General features: G+C 70.9%; 13 protein-coding genes. 5 read left to right on the top strand and 8 right to left on the bottom strand.

Annotation, left to right across the window (positions count from 1 at the left end):
• The first annotated feature begins 64 nt into the window (after window positions 1-64).
• A complete protein-coding gene (locus ACZ6SD_RS04820) occupies window positions 65-1210 on the top strand; it encodes a hypothetical protein (protein WP_465315560.1) in 1146 nt (381 codons plus the stop codon).
• A gap of 933 nt (window positions 1211-2143) precedes the next feature.
• Here the strand turns inward: ACZ6SD_RS04820 and ACZ6SD_RS04815 are convergent.
• Window positions 2144-2971, bottom strand: a complete 828-nt coding sequence (locus ACZ6SD_RS04815) for a helix-turn-helix domain-containing GNAT family N-acetyltransferase (protein ID WP_465315559.1) — start codon at window positions 2969-2971, stop codon at window positions 2144-2146.
• Between the two features lie 108 nt (window positions 2972-3079).
• On the opposite strand from ACZ6SD_RS04815, the gene ACZ6SD_RS04810 reads away from it, so the two are divergent.
• Window positions 3080-4396, top strand: coding sequence for an FAD-dependent oxidoreductase (locus tag ACZ6SD_RS04810; protein WP_465315558.1), 1317 nt, complete (start codon window positions 3080-3082; stop codon window positions 4394-4396).
• Between the two features lie 56 nt (window positions 4397-4452).
• Here the strand turns inward: ACZ6SD_RS04810 and ACZ6SD_RS04805 are convergent, their stop codons facing one another.
• Window positions 4453-5649 (bottom strand): hypothetical protein, encoded by a 1197-nt coding sequence (locus tag ACZ6SD_RS04805; protein WP_465315557.1) that lies wholly within the window; start codon window positions 5647-5649, stop codon window positions 4453-4455.
• Between the two features lie 175 nt (window positions 5650-5824).
• On the opposite strand from ACZ6SD_RS04805, the gene ACZ6SD_RS04800 reads away from it, so the two are divergent.
• From ACZ6SD_RS04800 to ACZ6SD_RS04790, 3 genes are all read left to right on the top strand, one after another.
• Window positions 5825-6337: an ATP-binding protein gene (locus ACZ6SD_RS04800; RefSeq protein WP_465315556.1), complete on the top strand. Its 513-nt coding sequence runs from the start codon at window positions 5825-5827 to the stop codon at window positions 6335-6337.
• 320 nt (window positions 6338-6657) lie between these two features.
• On the top strand, window positions 6658-6924 hold the full coding sequence (locus ACZ6SD_RS04795; protein ID WP_091448861.1) for a hypothetical protein: 267 nt from the start codon (window positions 6658-6660) through the stop codon (window positions 6922-6924).
• A 269-nt stretch (window positions 6925-7193) separates the two neighbouring features.
• Entirely contained in the window at window positions 7194-9335 is a 2142-nt protein-coding gene (locus ACZ6SD_RS04790; protein ID WP_465315555.1) for a tetratricopeptide repeat protein, read from the top strand.
• A gap of 338 nt (window positions 9336-9673) precedes the next feature.
• On the opposite strand, the gene ACZ6SD_RS04785 is transcribed toward ACZ6SD_RS04790, so the two are convergent.
• The 6 genes from ACZ6SD_RS04785 to ACZ6SD_RS04760 form a co-directional block, all read right to left on the bottom strand.
• Entirely contained in the window at window positions 9674-11764 is a 2091-nt protein-coding gene (locus ACZ6SD_RS04785) for an EAL domain-containing protein (protein ID WP_465315554.1), read from the bottom strand.
• A 151-nt stretch (window positions 11765-11915) separates the two neighbouring features.
• Window positions 11916-12722 carry an SAM-dependent methyltransferase gene (locus ACZ6SD_RS04780; protein WP_465315553.1) on the bottom strand — a complete coding sequence of 269 codons (807 nt, stop codon included), beginning with the start codon at window positions 12720-12722 and terminating at the stop codon, window positions 11916-11918.
• Window positions 12723-12812: 90 nt separating this feature from the next.
• On the bottom strand, window positions 12813-15116 hold the full coding sequence (pucD, locus tag ACZ6SD_RS04775) for a xanthine dehydrogenase subunit D (RefSeq protein ID WP_465315552.1): 2304 nt from the start codon (window positions 15114-15116) through the stop codon (window positions 12813-12815).
• Complete coding sequence (locus tag ACZ6SD_RS04770) at window positions 15113-16477, bottom strand: 8-oxoguanine deaminase (protein WP_465315551.1); 1365 nt, start codon at window positions 16475-16477, stop codon at window positions 15113-15115. Before ACZ6SD_RS04770 ends, pucD begins: the two co-directional genes overlap by 4 nt.
• Window positions 16474-16947, bottom strand: coding sequence for a (2Fe-2S)-binding protein (locus tag ACZ6SD_RS04765; protein WP_465315550.1), 474 nt, complete (start codon window positions 16945-16947; stop codon window positions 16474-16476). The genes ACZ6SD_RS04770 and ACZ6SD_RS04765 overlap by 4 nt, the downstream gene beginning before the upstream one ends.
• On the bottom strand, window positions 16938-17816 hold the full coding sequence (locus ACZ6SD_RS04760; protein WP_465315549.1) for an FAD binding domain-containing protein: 879 nt from the start codon (window positions 17814-17816) through the stop codon (window positions 16938-16940). The genes ACZ6SD_RS04765 and ACZ6SD_RS04760 overlap by 10 nt, the downstream gene beginning before the upstream one ends.
• Window positions 17817-17820: the final 4 nt, after the last annotated feature.

Below are 17820 nucleotides of genomic sequence, written 5' to 3'. Positions count from 1 at the left end.
CAACTCGCGGGGAATAAGACATCCGGCGGTAGTCACTGGTTCTCGCAAATCATAATCTGAGCGCGTGACTTCACTCAAGAAACGCACTCTGACCCTGTCCGCCATTGTTGCTCTCGGGATGAGCGTCGCCGCGACTGCCGCGGCGCACACCGCCCCCGCCGTTCTCGACCTGGGCACACCGCCCGGCGACGGGGGCGGTGTCGCCATCGCGGTCAACGACCGGGGACTTATTGTCGGCAACACCGGATTCCACGCCGTGACCTGGAGATCGGGCACGGTCACCATTCTCGGCGACGGCGTCCCCACCGCCGTGAACAACCGGGGCGAGACGGTCGGCAGGGAGCAGGTGAGCGGCGACCCTATCGGCTATCCGCAAGCCCGTTATTGGGCCTCGGGCCAGGCGGTGAACATTCTGCCGGACAATCGAGGAGCCAGCGAAGCCCTCGACATCAACGAGACGGGACAGGTGCTGGTGAAGTTCGGCGCCGAACCGCCGGTCTTCCCCGTGTTTTGGCCGCTGCAGGACAGGCTGGGCCTGTGGCGGGCGGGCGAGTTCACCGAACTCGCGGTCCCCGGGTCCGGCGAGATCCGCGGCGCGGTGCTCAACGACCGGGGCGTGATCGCGGGCGCCCGGGACGGCTCGCTCGCGTTCCGATGCGACGCGGGCGTCTGCGCGCCACTGCCCGGGGTCTCGGACAGCGAGCAGTACTACGTGCGGGCGATCAACCGCTCCGGCCAGGTCGCGGGCTCCGTCCAGCCCAAGAGCGGCCCGGGCACCGAGGCGGTGCTGTGGTCCGGCGGCCACATGATCCGGCTGGGCACCCTAGGCGGCCAGGACAGCGACGCCGCCTCCAACCCGCAGGCAATCAACCGGACGGGCGACGTGGTGGGGACAAGCACCACCGCCGGCTCGCAACGGCACGCCTTCCTGTGGCGGCGCGGCCAGATGATCGACCTCGGCACCCTCGGCGGGACATTCAGCTCAGCCACCGCCGTCAACGACCGAGGCGAGGTGCTGGGCATCAGCACCACCGCGTCCGAGGACCACCTACGCGCGTTCCTGTGGCGCGACGGGACAATGATCGACTTGGGCACCGTCGGAGGCAAGAACGCGTACCCCTTGGCGCTAAACAACCACGGCCAGGCCGTCGGCTCCAGCGAAGGCGACCCATACACCGGGTCCCGCCCCACCCTGTGGACAACCCGCTGACCCAACCCCGCCGCGTCCGCACGACCGGAAAGCGACAGCGACCAACGTAGCGGTGACCGCGGCCGTGCTCGTCGTGAGCACGGCCGCGGCTGCGCGGGGCAACTGCTCACCACCGCGTCAACCACCACCGTGTCGGCCCCCGCCGTGCCCAACCGGCTCACCCGCACCGCGGGAATCACCCAGTTTGCCCGCCGCGGCCTAGCTGGTCTGGATAGTCGTCCTGCCGCGGTCGCTCAGCGCGACCCCCCTTCCCCACCACCACAACCACTCCGCCGCGACCCTCACCTCACTCCCTCACCCTCCCCACCACCCACTTGTGGCCCTCGGCTCCCAGCCAGCCACTTCCCGGTCTTCGGCTCGCAGCCAGCCTCTCCTCAGCCCCCGGCACCAGCCAGCCACTCCCCGGCCCTCGACTCCCAGCCAGGCGCTCCCCAGCCCACCGGCACCAGCCAGCCACTTCGCAGCCCTCGACTCTCAGCCAGCCACTCCCCAGCCCCGGCATCCAGGTAGCCACTCCCCGGTCTTCAGCTCCCAGCCACTCCACTGCGAGCTGCCTCTTCCCCGGCCCCTCTCCCAGGCGCCTCGTCTTCCACCCTCAGCCCCCTCACCCAGCTCCTACGCCCGGCTCACAGCTCCAACCCCCAGCTACCAAGCCCGGACTCCCCAGCTGCCCGCTCCCAGCCACCGACCCAGCTCCTAGGCCCCCGGCCCAACTCCGACTACTGGCCCAGTTCCCAGCCCCAACTACCGACCCCGGCTCCAACATCTAGATCCCCGCCCAGTTCCCAGCCCCCGCCTCAGTTCCCTACCTCCCAACTCCACCCCCATCACCGCCACCCTCCCCCGCCCCGAGCGCGCCATCCCCGCAGAACAACGTCCACCCACTCCAGGCGATCAGCTCCCCCGCCCCAGGCCGCGCCCGCGCCCCCGCGCTCAGTCGGCGGCGCGGCGTTCCAATAGGACAGTGTCCCGCCACACCCCGTGCTGCCGGGCGATGCGCTCCCGCACGGCCAAAGTGCGGAAGCCCGCCCCATGGTGCAGCGCGAGACTGGCGCGGTTCTCCGGGAAGATCGAGGTTTGCAGCGTCCACAGGCCACCCTCGTCCGCAGCCGTGACCTGCTTGTGCAGCAACGCTTTCCCGACGCCTCGGCCTCGGTAGTCCGCGCCGACGTAGACCGAGGTCTCAGCCACTCCCGCGTAGCACTCGCGGCTGGAGGCCGGGGTTGCCGCGGCCCATCCGGCGACTTCGCCGTCGATTTCGGCGACCCAGCGGTGCGCGGGCAGCCACTTGGCCTCCAGTGTCTTGCGCGCGGGGACTTCGGTCTCGAACGTGGCGTCGCCCGTGGCGATGCCTTCGCCGTAGATTCGCCGCACGGCTGCCCAGTCTCCCGGCCGCAGGGCCCGCACGGCGACGTCGGCGGGCAGGTCGGTGGGGCAGCAGGGGCGCGGGGCCAGCACGCCCATCACCGCGTCCGCTGCGTGCGGCAGGCCGGTGCAGCATGCGGCGTTCACCGTGACCAGCGTCGTCGTCCCTTCCTTGCGCAGCAACACAAATCCGACGTCGGCGAGCTTGCGGATGTGGTGGGAGCAGGTGGACTGGCTGATGCCGATCCGCTCGGTCAGCTCGCCGATGGTGACCGGCCCACCGGCGACGGCGACCGCGTGCAGCAGCCGCACCCTGGTGGGCTCGGCTAGGCAGGCGAACCACTCGGCGTAGGTGTCGGCGTCGTGCGGCGCGAGCAGTCCGGCGGGGAGGGTCATGCGACCAGTATCGACCACGCTCGATGGTTGCGTCAATCGATACCGGTCGATACAGTTCCGGCCGTTGGATCGATGAACTTCGATGTATCGCTCTCGCAAGGAGGAATCATGGACGAACTCCCCGTGGTCGTGGTCGGCGCTGGCCCGATCGGTTTGGCGGCGGCGGCGCACCTGGCCGAGCGCGGGTTGCGCCCGCTGGTGCTGGAGGCGGCCGACCGGGCCGGGGCGGCGGTGGCCCAGTGGCACCACGTCCGCCTGTTCTCGGCTTGGTCGGAGCTGGTCGACCCCGCCGCCGCCCGGCTGCTCGCCGCCACCGGCTGGCAGCAGCCTCCCGCCGACACCTACCCCACCGGCGCCGAATGGGCGACCGACTACTTGACTCCACTGGCGGCAGCCCTGGGCGATCAGGTCCGCTGCAACGCGCGCGTCGTGGGCGTCGCCCGCCGCGGCCGCGACCTGGTGGTCGACGCGGGCCGCGACACCGAGCCGCTGACGGTGCACGTCCGCACCCCGCACGGCGAAGAACTGATCACGGCTCGCGCCCTGATCGACGCCTCAGGCACCTGGACCACCCCGAACCCGCTGGGCGGTGACGGCCTCCCCGCCCTCGGCGAAGCCGCGGCCGCCGACCGAATCACCTACCGCGTCCCCAACTTCGCCGACCCCGCCACCCGCGCCCGCTACGCGGGCAAGCGCGTCGCCCTCGCGGGCAGCGGCCACTCCGCGTTGACCGCCTTGATCGCCCTCACCGACCTCCCCAACACCGAAGTCCTGTGGCTCCTCCGCCGCGGCGAGCCAGGCCGCCTCTTCGGCGGCGGCGACGCCGACCAACTCCCCGCCCGCGGCGCCCTGGGCCGCAAGGCGCAAGAGGCCGCCCGAGCAGGCCAGGTCCGCACAGTTACCGGTTTCCGCACCGCCACGGTCGAACAAACCCCCGACAGCGTTGTCCTGACCTCTATAGAAGGCCAACGCCTAACCCCCGTGGACGAGGTAGTGGCACTCACCGGCTTCCGCCCCGACCACACCTGGCTCTCCGAACTCCGCCTAGACTTGGACCCAGTGCTCCGCGCCCCCACCGCGCTAGCCCCGCTCATCGACCCCAACATCCACTCCTGCGGCACCGTCTACCCCCACGGCGCCACCGAACTGACCCACCCCGACCCCAACGTCTTCCTGGTCGGCATGAAGAGCTACGGCCGCGCCCCCACCTTCCTCGCCATGACCGGCTACGAGCAGGTCCGCTCAGTAGCCGCCGCCCTCGCAGGCGACCAGGAATCCGCCACCAGGGTCGAACTAACCCTCCCCGAAACCGGCGTCTGCGGCGGCTCCGGCCTCTTCGACACCGACACCGACGAAGCACAGCCGCCAACCGGAGGCGGCTGCTGCGCCCCCGCCCCGAAGATGCTGTCCCTGACCAAACCCTGATCCCGGTGGCGCTGGTCTGACGTGGTGCACCACCTCAGACCAGCAGCGTCGGCGCGTCAGGAGCGCGCCGCCCACCGCTCCCGGTGCCAGGTGAAGTACCGCTCGGTCTCCGCCCGGTGCGCCCCGCACCGTTTGCCGCGCAGCAACGCCAGGTGATCGCCGAACCGAGTCCCGCCAGCCCCGGACTCCGAAACCACGATGCCCCCGTCCGCCCCCACCGTCACCACGCCACGCTCGAACAGCGCGTCGCACCCGAACGAGCAGGCGAGCATGGCCACGTTGGTCAGGTCCCGCCGCTCGTCGTCGTCGCACGCGGCCCGCTGCTTGATGTGCGCGGCCACCAGAAACCGCACCGGGAACTCGTCCCCGCACAGCGCGCACGCCGCGACTTTCTTCGCCCCGACCAGCCGCGCCCGCAGATCCGCCTGCTCCACCCGGTATTTGACCTCGGTGGCGCGGTCGAGCACCGCGTAGCTCTTGTCCTTGCTCCGGCTTTCCTCCGTGCCGTGGTCGAGGACGACCGTCGAGCCGACCAGCGCCGCATCGGGCAGCCGCGCCAGCACCCTGCCGACAAGGTCCCCGTCGTCCCCCAACTCGGAAAGCGCAACGGTCCCCTGCTGCCACAGCCGGTCGAAGCCCGCCTGCACCTGCGCGATGGGCACTGGCTCTGCGGCCGCTGAGTCCTCGGGGGCGATCAGCACCAGCGTGCCGTCGACCTTGAGCAGGAGGTCGTCGCCCCCGATGGCCGCCCCCTCCAGCGAATCGAGAACCTCGCGGACATCGGGCCCCACTCGCGGGTTCGCCACCACGGCAGCCAACTCGGCCGCCTCGTGCGGCCCGTAGCCAGGCACCTGCAACCGAATCCGGATGCGTTTGCTGTTGTTGCTGTCGCCGGTCGCCCCTGCCGCTCGCCCCACCTTGCTTTGCGGGCTGGTCAACTGCTTACGCACGTCCTCGGCATTGATGGTCGGGTGGAGCACTATCGGCTTAGTGATCAGGGCGCGCTCGCTCTCGGTCAGGCCCATCTTGTGCACCTGCCGTGAGTCGACCACCGCTGAGGTGATCACCGCCCGCAGCCCGGCGAGGCGGCTGATCAGCAGCCGCAGCGTCTCGACGTAGTCCTTGTTGCGGGCGTGCGGGCTTCCTTTGACCTTCCCTCCCGCGCTCTCCAGCACGAGGGCGAGGTGATCGCCCTCCCGCTCGAAGGCAAACTCGGCGATCAGTTCGCGGCCGTCGTCAGCAAAAGCGTGCACGAGAGTCAGAACTACACCATCGAGGGACCCGACGAGACACTTTCGAGGACGCAGAGGGTGACTTGTTCGGTCCGGTCGTATACAAGGAGTAAGAGGGTAGACCTCGGGTGTCACCACTGTCGGGTGACATGGCACCATCTGCGCACGCGCGGGCGGCAGCGGGAAGGAAGTACCCATGAACGACCGGACCGAACAGATGGATGACCTCCAGTTGGTCGCCCTGCCCAGCGCGGTGGGGTGCACGGAGATGTTCGTGCGGTTCTCGCTGACCGAGTGGGCGTTGCGGCCGATGCGGGAGGTGGCTTCCGCGGTGGCGCGGGCGATGGCGGAGGCTGTCGTGGCCGCGGCTGATCCGGCGGGGCCGGGGATGATGATCGCGCGGGTGCGGCTGTCCGGGGGCGACCTGATCATGGAGATCGAGTCGCCGCGGGAGGTGTTCGCGCCAGCGGCTCCGCCGGGAGGGCACACCGGGGTGGTGGATCTCGGGGCGGGGCGGTGCCTGTTGTGGGCGAGCCTGCCGCTGCCCGGGGGCATGGAGGCTTCGGCCGTGCCGTTGCCGCGGCGGCAGCGGCGGCCGTCGCAGGCCGCGGCGATCGAGGCGGCGCGGGAGCCGGTGGAGGCCGACCCCGACGTGATGCAGCGGATTCTGTACGGGCTGGCGAGCAGGCACGACCGCCGCCAGCGGTAGCCGAAAGAACCACCACGCGACACCACCGTTTGGGGTGACCCGTCGGGGTGAATGCGGCGACGTTCCGGTATCTGGGATGCGCTGGGCCGCCTCCTCCTGGTAGACACCAAGGAGGGGTTGACGGTGAATGAGAGCGGCGTTTCAGCAGGTCACAGCCGGTTCACCGGGATGAGCACGCGGCGGGGGCCGCTACCCATTCGGGGGTCGGGGGCGGAATTCAGCGGGGTTTTACCCGCCCAAAAGTCACGCTTTGTAACGTGTCCGGGGTCGCACTCCGATGGACCCAATGAGCAGGAAGAGACTCCACAACAGGGGGAACCATGAAGGCCACCAGCACACCGTACGAACTGAACTATCGCGTCCTGGCGATGCTCCGCGCCGTCGACGCGGGGCGCGCGCAGATCAGCTGCGGCAGCGAGCCCGACCTCTACATCGATGGCGTGCCGTGCTGCGACCAGTTCGCCGCGCACACCCTCACCCACGACGGTCTGATCACCGGCGACCAGGGCCGGTTCGGCCAGCTGGTGCCCGCGAGACTCACGGTGGCGGGGGCCGCCGCGCTGGCCTCGTTCGCCGTCGCCGCCTGAGGCGCCCACAAACCCGACGGCCTTCCGGATCAACCGGGGGGCCGTCGAGCTGTTTCCGCTGCCTGGTTCGCGCCGCCCCGCCGGTTCCAGCAAACCTGGCACGGCCACTGAGCTTCCGATGATCGCAAGCCATAGACAGGACATGCGCGCTTCTTCTGCAGTCGCGTGTGCTCCGTTCTGGCTCAAGTCGACCGCTGCTGTGGCTTGCCCTCGGCCGGTAGAGGTATGCGGGTGTATCGGTTCGGGGTGTCGGGGGCGATCATGAGGGAATGGGCGAGGACGTGGTCGCGGGGCAGGGCGGCGCCGGGGTGGGGAACTCGGTGGCCGGTGATGTGCCGGGGCAGGTGATGCAGGCTCGGGACGTGCACGGCGGTGTCCATTTCCACGGCGCCACGGGTTTCGCGGTGCGGGAGCGGTTGTGGTTCGGGGATTTCCCGGTGCGGGCGAGCGGTTTTCAGGAGCGGGCCGCGGAGGCGGAGTTGTCCGCCGGGGGCCCGGTGGTGTTGACGGGCATGGGCGGGGTGGGCAAGACCCAGCTTGCGGCCGGTCACGCCGATCGGGTGTGGCGGGCCGGTGCGGTGGAGTTGGTGGCGTGGGTGACGGCCGGGTCGCGGGAGCACGTGATCTCCGAGTACGCGCGTCTGTTGGGGGAGCTGACCGAAACGGTCGTGACGGACCCGGACGCCGCGGCGCGACGGCTGGTGCAGTGGTTGGGAACGACCCGGACGCGGTGGCTGCTGGTGCTCGATGACGTGCGTTCACCGGCAGACCTGGTCGGTTTGTGGCCGCCGGTGACCGCGACGGGTCAGGTGGTGGTGACCACGCGGCGGCTGGACGCGGCGGTGCGGACGCAGGGCAGCCGGTCGGTGCCCGTAGGGGTGTTCACCGAGGCCGAGTCCGCGGCGTATCTGGAAAAGGTGTTGGCCGGTGACCGGCACCTGCTGACCGGGGCACCGGAGTTGGCGACCCAGTTGGGGCATCTGCCGTTGGCCCTGGGCCAAGCCGCCGCCTACATCAGCGACCGGCTGATCACCTGCGCCGAGTACGTGCGGCGGTTCTCCGACCGTAAACGCCGCCTGGTGTCGTTGTTTCCCGAGGCAGACGGTTTACCGGACGGACGGCGGGACACGGTGGCGACCACCTGGTCGATGTCCGTCGAACTAGCCGACTGGTTGGAACCGGTTGGCCTGGCCAGACCGCTGCTGCAGGTGGCGGCGATGCTGGCCCCCAACGGCATCCCCCTCGACGTGCTCACCGCACCCCCCGTGCTGGACTACCTCTCCACCGGCACGGGAGAACAGGTGGACGCCGAACGCGCGCGGGACGCGCTGAGCTGCCTGCACCGCCTCAACCTGATCACCCTCAACGCAGAAGCGGGCGACGTGCACGTGCACGCCCTTGTCCAACGCGCCACCCGCGAACAAACAACTGACGACCGCCACCCAGTGCTCGCCCACGTCGCCGCCGAGGCCCTGCTCCACGCCTGGCCAGACATCGAAAACGACACCACCCTGGCGAACACGTTGCGCGCCAACACAGCCGCACTCACCGACGTCGCGGGCACCCACCTCTGGGAACCCCGCTGCCATCTGGTGCTCTTCCGCACAGGCCGCAGCCTGGGCGAGGCAGGCCAAGTCACCGCAGCACTCGAACACTTCCAGGCCCTGCACACCACCGCCACCACCCACCTCAGCTCCGACCACCCCGACACCCTGACCACCCGTAGCAACATCGCCTTCTGGCGCGGGGAATCCGGTGACCCGGCAGGCGCATTAGCCGAATTCGAAGCACTGCCCACCGACTGTTCCCGGGTGCTGGGACCCGACCACCCCGACACCCTCACCACCCGCAACAACATCGCCTCATGGCGCGGGGAATCCGGTGACGTCGCAGGCGCATTGGCCGAATTCGAAGCACTGCTCACCGATTATTCCCGGGTGCTGGGACCCGACCACCCCCACACCCTCACCACCCGTGGCAACATCGCCTCATGGCGCGGGGAATCCGGTGACGTCGCAGGCGCATTGGCCGAATTCGAAGCGCTACTCACCGACTGTTCCCGGGTGCTGGGACCCGACCACCCCGACACCCTCACCACCCGCAACAACATCGCCTTCTGGCGCGGGGAATCCGGTGACGTCGCAGGCGCATTGGCCGAATTCGAAGCACTGCTCACCGACCGATCCCGAGTGCTGGGACCCGACCACCCCCACACCCTCACCACCCGCAACAACATCGCCTCATGGCGCGGGGAATCCGGTGACGTCGCAGGCGCATTGGCCGAATTCGAAGCGCTACTCACCGATTATTCCCGGGTACTGGGACCCGACCACCCCCACACCCTCACCACCCGCGACTACATCGAATACCGGCGAGAGATTGTCGCCAGCGACGAAGCGACCGAAGAGTGATCGGCAGGTCACGCGTGTTCCCGGAGACGCGTGTCATGTCGCCTGGGTGGTGGGGGCGACCGGCACGTGCACGGAGGCCGTGGGGGAAGGCCGCGCCGTGGCGTAGTGGATACGCCGATTTCGGTGCCTGCGGCACCTCTCCCTGACCTGCCAGGTGCGACAAGGTGGGGCGGCAATCCCCACCAAGCCCGCCCCTATCGGGGCTCGGCGGGGCAAAGAGCACCCGCCCTCCGGTCAACCGCGCCCCCGCCGAACACCCGATAGAAGAAAGACCCCCGAACCCGCCTGGGTCGTAGGCCCCACGCCGAAATCTCCTTCGCACGGCCCCAAAGGCCCGTTCACACCGCGGGAAACTCCCCGAACACCGGCCCAGACGCGCGGTCGGCGCCCGCCTCAGTCCACCACTCCACCTGCGCCGAAGTCTCCAGCCCCGCGACCATCACCGACACCCCCGTCTCCCGCACCATCGGCACCAAATCCCGGATCGCCCGGGTGAACAGGGCCTCCGGCCGTGGGTCCACCAACCGGGCCACGACCAGGTCAGCCATCCGCACCGTCTGGATCGGCAGGTCCTCGACGCAGGCCAGGTCGCCGCGGGTGCGGCCGAAGCCGGTCAGGACGGAGTGGACGCCGAGGTCCACGAGCACGCCGAGGTTGTCTTCGGCTTGGCCGTCCGCCATGCACAGCGATTCGACGGGCATGCCGATTTCCATTTCCTGAGGGTCTAGCCCGGATTCGCGCAGTGCCCGCCGGACCGCCGCGATCAGGTCTGGGTCGCCGGATTGTTCGGGGGTCAGTTCGACGTAGAGGCGGGGTGCGGCGCCGGTGTGTTCGCGGAGGGTGACGAGGCGTTCGGCGGCGTGGTGCAGCAGCCAGTGGCCCAGGGGCACGCCGAGGCCGGTGTCGAGCAGGACTTCGTGGCAGCGGCGGTTGTCGATCATGCCTTGGGTGGGGTGCGTCCAGCGCAGCAGTGCCCGCGCCGCCGAGGTTTCCTGGCGGTCGGTCAGCACTACCGGCTCGAACTGGACGTCGAGTTCGCCGTTCTCCCAGGCGCCGGGGATGGACGCGGCCAGCCGGTAGTGCTCGCGGAAGCGGCGGTTCTGCTCCGGGTCGACCAGGCACCATTGGCGGCGGCCCGCGGCTTTGAGTCTTCTGACCGCGATGTCGGTGGCGCGTAGCAGGTCGCCGGGTTCGGTGTCGGGCGCGGGGAGCCGGACCACGGCGATGGTCGCGGACGCCGCGATGCCGTCGCCGCCGACGTAGGTGGGTTCGGACAGCACGTCGTTGATTTCGGTGGCGATCGCGCCGATGTCGGTGTCGGGGCCGTGGTGCAGCAGGATGGCGAACTCGTCGCCCGCGACTCGGGCGACGACGCCGGGGTGGTCGGCGGCGGCGTGCGCGGTGGCGACCATGGACAGGCAGGCGGCGACGTGGCGCAGCAGGTGGTCGCCCGCTTCACGGCCGATGCCGTCGTTGACGACGGCGAAGTCGTCCAGTCCGAGGTGGAACACCGACAGGTCCGCGCCAGCGCCGAGCGCCTCTTCGAGTCTGGTGACGAACGACTGCCGGTTCCGCAGCCCGGTGAGCGGGTCGTGCGTGCCCTGGTGGCTGATCTGGTGTTCGAGCAGGTGCAGGTCGGAGATGTCCTGGACCATGGTCACGTGGTGGTCGGGCTGGCCGTCGCGGTCGCGCAGCACCGAGACCGCGATCCGCACCCACACGGTTTCGCCGTCGGCGCGGACGAAGCGGGTGCGCTCGTGCAGTTGGTCCCGGCCGGTGGCGGCGAGCAGTTCGCTGTAGCGGGACCGCAGGTAGTCGCGTTCGTCGGCGTGGAACAGGTCTTCGAGGCGTTTGCGGAACAGGGTGCCTGGCTCGTGGCCGAGCATGTCTTCGAGCGCTTCGTTAGCGCGGGCGACGCCGCCACCGGGGTCGCTGATCACCATGCCCAGCGAGGAGGTCGCGAACACCTCGCTGAAGCGCGCTTCGCTGGCCCGCAGGTCGCGTTCGACGTTTTCCTTGGCGCGCACCAGGGCGCTGCGCAAATCTTCCTGCTCGAAGAACAGCCGGTCCCGGGTGGCTTCGGCGAATCCGGCCGCGATGGCGGCGAACACCGGCAGCAGCGACGATTGCACCAAACCGTCCACTTCGGACCGCTCGGCGAGCTGGGTCAGCTCGGGCGCGAGCAGGTCGATGGAGGCGCGCACGCAGACCGGGTTGTGGAAGCCCGCCTCGACAAGCCGTTTGCCCACCACGGCGGCGGATTCGGGGTCGACGTCCGCGCGCAGGCAGCCCGCGATGGTGCCGAGCAGGTCGGCGAGGTCGCGTTCGATGGCGTCGCGCGACCGCGGCACGTAGACCATCTGGGTCAGCGCCGCGGCCCATCTTTTGGCCAGTTCAGTGCATCTGTTGGCCAGTTCAGCGCGGTCCATGCGGACCGTCCGGACGGCACGTCATCGAGTGTCCTTGTCGGTGCGATCGGTGCTCCAGGAAAGGGAGTACCACTCTGCACCCGCTTCGGCACTGAGCGCTACCCCGATGATCCACCTCTCGCGGAGCCCTTCTACTCCGATCAGGTGGCCTTCACGGTTTCCGGGCCACGCCCGCGTAGAGATTCGAGCGTTCGGCGTTGTCTCCGACGTCTTCTGGCCGCTCCGGCCGCCACTGCGGGGTGTAGACGAGCCCGGGGTCGACGAGGTCGAAGCCGTCGAACATCCGCATGATCTCCGCGTGGGTGCGCGGGAAGATCGGGTCTTGGCTGTTTTTGAACACCTCGACCGCCCCGGCCATCCCGGCTGGCGCGTTGTCCCACGTGAACGCGGACAGTGCGAGGTAACTGCCGGACGCGAGGGCGTCGCGATAGCGGGCGGCCAGCGCCCACGGGTCGTCCGCGTCGGGGATGAACTGCACGACGCCGACCATGAGCAGCCCCAGCGGCTGGTCCAGGTCGAGCAGGCCGCGCACGCGCGGGGAGCCCAGGATCTTGTCCGGGTCGCGCATGTCGGCCTGCAGGATCGTCGCGTTCGGCACGTCGGCCAGCATCAGTTCGCTGTGCGCCACCGCCACCGGCTCGTAGTCGACGTAGACCACGCGGATGTCCGGGTCGGCCGAGTGGGCGATCTCGTGCACGTTGCCCACGGTCGGGATGCCGGAGCCGAGGTCGAGGAACTGGGTGATGCCCGCCTCGACCAGGTGCAGCACCGCGCGGCGGAGGAAGGCGCGGTTGAGCCGGGCCATGTCCCGGGCGGGGACGACGGTCACCAGCTTCTCGGCCAGCGCGCGGTCGCCGGAGAAGTTGTGTCCGCCGCCGAGGAGGTAGTCGTAGACGCGGGCGGCGCTCGGCAATGCGGTGTTCACGCCTTCGGGCACCCAACTGGAAGAGTCGGTCACGGGGACGGCACCTCAGGGGAGGGGACAGGGTCCGCTGAGGCTACTGGCCACCCCTGACGTCCAAACGGGTTACATCGCCCCTCGGCACCACTACGAAGAGTCACCACCGGCTGGGGTAGTGGTGAACACCACGTGCTCCGGCCGTATCGGAATCCGGGTCAGCGCCGCGCCGGTCGCCGCGCGGACGGCGGCGACGATGGCCGGGGTGGCCGAGATCGTCGGCGGCTCCCCGACTCCGCGCAGGCCGTAGGGGGCGTGCGGGTCGGCGAGTTCGAGCACGTCGATCGGCATCGGCGGCATGTCCGCGATGGTGGGGATCAGGTAGTCGGTGAACGACGGGTTGACCACCTTCCCGCCGACGACCTGGATTTCCTCCATCACCGCGAGCCCGAGCCCCTGGGCCGACCCGCCCTGGATCTGCCCGACGACGGCCTGCGGGTTCAGCGCCCGGCCGACGTCTTGCGCGCAGGCCAGTTCCACGACCCGCACCAGACCCAGGTCGGTGTCGACGTCGACCACCGCCCGGTGCGCGGCGAAGGCGTACTGGACGTGCGCGTTGCCCTGCCCGGTCACCGGGTCCAGCGGCTGGGTCGGCCGGTGCCGCCACTCGACGGTGTGCTCGACCACCCGGTCCCCGAGCAGCGCGGCCACGTCGGCGACGGCCTCGCCGGTGGACGCGATGACCTTGCCGCCGTTGAGGTAAAGCTCGCCGCCCGAGCCGAGCACGTCCGCCGCGATCGCCAGCACCTCCGCGCGGACCGCCTCGCAGGCGGCTTTTACCGCGCCGCCGGTTACATAGCTCTGTCGGGACGCGGAGCTTGATCCGGCACTTCCGATAGCGGTATCCGCGGGCAGGATAGTCACCTGGTGCACGCCGAGTTCAGTGCGCGCGATCTGGGCTTGCAGCGTCACCAGCCCCTGCCCCACCTCGGCGGCGGCGGTGTGCACGGACACGACCGGCTCCCCGCCGATCACCTCCAGCCGCACGCGGGCGGTGGAGTAGTCGTCGAAGCCCTCGGAGAACGCGACGTTCTTGATGCCCACCCCGTACCCGACGCCGCGCCGCACGCCCTCGCCGCGCGTGGTGTTGGCGACCCCGCCGGGCAGCTCACGCGGGTCGGCGACCGGCGCGGGCAGCGGCTTGTCGCGCACCAGCCGCAGCAGCTCGGCGACCGGGGCGGCGGAGTCGATCACCTGGCCGGTGGGCATCGTGGAGCCCTCGCGGACGGCGTTGCGCACGCGCAGGTCCACCGGGTCCATGCCGAGCGCGGCGGCGAGCTTGTCCATCTGCGACTCGTAGCCGAAGCACGCCTGCACCGCGCCGAACCCGCGCATCGCCCCGCACGGCGGGTTGTTGGTGTAGAGGCCGTAGGCGTCGACGTGCACGTTGGGCACTTCGTACGGGCCGACGCCGAGCGTGGCGGCGTTGCCGACGACCGCGCCGGTGCTGGAGGCGTAGGCGCCGCCGTCGAGCAGGATGCGGGCGCGCACGTAGACGAGCCTGCCGTCCTCCGTCGCGCCGTGCTCGTACCGCAGCACGGCGGGGTGGCGGTGGACGTGGCCGAAGAACGACTCTTCGCGGCCGTAGACGAACTTGACCGGCTTGCCGGTGTGCAACGCCAGCATGCACGCGTGCACCTGCATGGACAGGTCTTCGCGCGCCCCGAACGCGCCGCCGACTCCGGCCAGCGTGATCCGCACCTTCGCCTGCGGCAGCCCCAGCGACTCGGCGATCTGCCGCTGGTCGACGTGCAGCCACTGGGTCGCCACATAGAGGTCGACCCCGCCGTCCTCGGCGGGCACGGCCATGCCGGACTCGGGGCCGAGGAACGCCTGGTCCTGCATCCCCACGGTGTATTCGCCGGTGACCACGACGGGCGCGGTCGGCTCCGGGTCGCCGCGTCGAATCGGCACGTGGCGCACCAGGTTCCCGTCCGGGTGCAGCGTGGGTGTGCCCTCGGCCAGCGCGGTCTCCGGGTCGGTGATCGGGTCGAGGACGTCGTAGTCGACCTCGATCAGCGCGGCGGCGCGGCGCGCGGTCTCCGGGTGGTCGGCGGCCACGACGGCGACCGGCTCCCCCTGGTAGCGCACGATGTCTTCGGCGAGCACCGGCTGGTCGGCGTGCTCTAGGCCGAACCGGTTGCGGCCGGGCACGTCGTCGTGGGTGAGGACCGCGTGGACGCCGGGCAGCGCGAGGGCCCGCCCGATCCGCACGGCGGTGATCCGGGCGTAGGGGTGCGGGCTGCGCAGGGTCGCGCCCCACAGCATGTCCTCGGCCCACAGGTCCGACGAGTAGGCGAACTCGCCTTTGACCTTGAGCGCGCCGTCCGGGCGGATCGGGCTGCCGCCGATTCCGGCGGTCGTGTCCGTGCGGTCGGTGGATGACCGTGTCATCGCGTTATCCCCGCTTTCCTGGCCAAGACAGCGCTAACGGCCGCCAGGTCGCGCGCGACGTCGGTTTCGGTTACGCGTACCGACTCGTCGTCCTCGATCACCGGTCGCCCGCCTGCCAGCAGCAGCTTCAGCGGCGGCAGGGCGCCGAACACCAGCGCGGCCACCGGGTCGGCGATCCCGGCGTGCTCGACCCCAGTCAGCCGCCACAGCGCGACGTCGGCGAGCTTCCCCGGCTCCAGCGACCCCAGCTCGTCCTGCCTGCCCAGGCACGCGGCCCCGCCCATGGTGGCCAGCCGCAGCGCGGCGCGGGCGTCGAGGGCAGCGGCGCCGCCGCGCAGGCGGGCCAGGTAGGTCGCCTGCCGCAGTTCGACGCCGAGGCCGCCGTCCTCGTTGGACGCCGCGCCGTCCGCGCCCAGGCCGACCGGGGCGCCCGCGGCCACCAGGTCGGCGACCCGGGCGATGCCCGCGCCGAGCCGGGCGTTGGAGGTCGGGCAGTGCGCGACCCCGGTCCGGGTGGCCCCGAGGGCGCTGACCGCGTCGTCGGAGAGGTGCACGCCGTGCGCGAGCCACACGTCCGGCCCGAGCCAGCCCAGCGTCTCGACGTATTCGACTGGGGTGCGGCCGAACTCGGCCACGCACTGCTTCTCCTCGTCCAGCGTCTCGGCGAGGTGGGTGTGCAGCCGGACGCCCGCCGCGCGGGCGAGGTCCGCCGCGCCCGCCATCAGCTCGGAGGTCACCGAGAACGGCGAGCACGGCCCCACGGCGACCCGGACGAACGCCGCGCGGTCGGGATCGTGCCAGCGGTCGATGGCTGCCTGGGTGCCGGAGAGCGCGGTATCGGTGTCCTCGACCAGGGAATCCGGCGGCAACCCGCCCGCCGACTCCCCACGGTCCATCGACCCGCGCACCGCGTGCAGCCGCACCCCCACCGCGCGAGCCGCGTCGATCGTCGCGCCGAGCAGGTCCCCACCGCCTTCGGGGAAGACGTAGTGGTGGTCGGCCGCGGTCGTGCACCCGGTGCGGGCGAGCCGGTACAGCCCCGCCGTGGCCGCGGCCCGGGTGATGTCCTCGTCCAGCCGCGCCCACACCGGGTACAGCTCGACCAGCCAGTGGAACAGGTCGGACTGCTGGGCGTAGCCGCGCGTGGCCCACTGGTAGAGGTGGTGGTGGGTGTTAACCAGGCCCGGGGTAAGCAGGCACCCGCGCCCGTCTATCCGGCGGTCGGTAAGCACGTCCACGGGCGCGGGACCGGGGCCGACCGACTCGATGATCCCGTCCGCGACGACCAGGTGCCCCTCGGCGTGCTCGGTGTCGGCGGCGTCCACCGTGGCGATGGCCGCGCCCTCGATGACGATCCTCATCCCGCGCCCCCCATCCGCTCCGCGGCGAGCCGCACGGCGTCGAGGATCTTCTCGTAGCCCGTGCAGCGGCACAGGTTCCCGGCCAGTGCCTCGCGGATCTCCAGGTCGGATGGGCGCGGAACGCGGCGCACCAGGTCGTGCGCGGCGACGATCAGCCCGGGGGTGCAGAAACCGCACTGCACCGCGCCCGCCTCAACGAACGCCTGCTGCATCGGGTCGAGCCGGTCGCCATCGGCGAGCCCTTCGACCGTGCGGACCGACCGGCCCTCGGCTTGTCCTGCCGCGACAAGACAGGCGCAGACCGCGACGTCGTCCAGATAGACCGTGCACGAACCGCACTCACCCTGTTCGCAGGCGTTCTTGGAGCCCGGTAGCCCCAACCGCTCGCGCAGCACGTAGAGCAGGCTTTCGCCTTCCCACACGGTGTCCGCGACCCGCTGTTCGCCGTTGACCTCGATGTTCACGCGCATCGCGACCAGCTTCCCGTCCGGTAGTCGTCCCAGGCCCAGGTGAGGGCGCGGCGGGCGAGCACGGCCAGCGCGTGCCGCCGGTATTCCGCCGTGCCGCGCACGTCGTCTATCGGTTTCGCCGCCGCCGCGACCAGGTCCCCGAACCGGCGGAGCACGCTGTCGGGCAGCGGCCCCGGCGCGGCCCACCGGCCTTCCAGTTCGGCGGCGGCGAACAGTTGCGCGTCCTCGGCCCGCAGCGGCGTCGGCCCGGCCGAGCCGATCCCGGTGCCGACCGCGCCGGTCTCCGGGTGCAGCGCCAGGCTGAACGAGCACACCGCGATCACCATCGCGTTGCGCGTGCCGACCTTGGCGAACTGCTGCGGTCCGGTGGCCACCGGCAGGTGGACCGCGACGACCAGTTCGTCCGCCGCGAGCGCGGACCGCTTGGGCCCGTGGAAGAACTCGACGGCCGGAATCCGCCTGCTCCCCCGGGTCGACGCCGCCTCGACCACCGCGCCCGCCGCCAGCAGCGGCGGGTGCGCGTCGCCGGCCGGGGACGCCGAGCCCAGGTTCCCGCCGACCGTGCCCCGGTTGCGGATCTGCGGGGACCCGACCGTGCGCGCGGCCATGGCGAGGCCGGGCAGCCGCCCGCCGAGTTCGCCGATGATCCGGCTGTAGGAAACCCCCGCGCCGAGCCGGACGGCGCCGTCGTCGGTGTCCCACTCGGCCAGTTCCGCGACGCCGGTCAGGTCGAGCAGCGCGCTGGGGCGGCGCTTGTCGAAGTTCAACTCCACCATCACGTCCGTCCCGCCCGCGATCGGCGTGGCGTCCGGGTGGGCCGCCTTGGCTTCCAGCGCCTCGGTAAGCGAGGCCGGTCGCAGAAACTCCATGGGT

It is taken from the genome of Actinokineospora sp. NPDC051303 (assembly GCF_055586285.1).
This window is presented reverse-complemented; position numbering and strand designations above follow the sequence as displayed.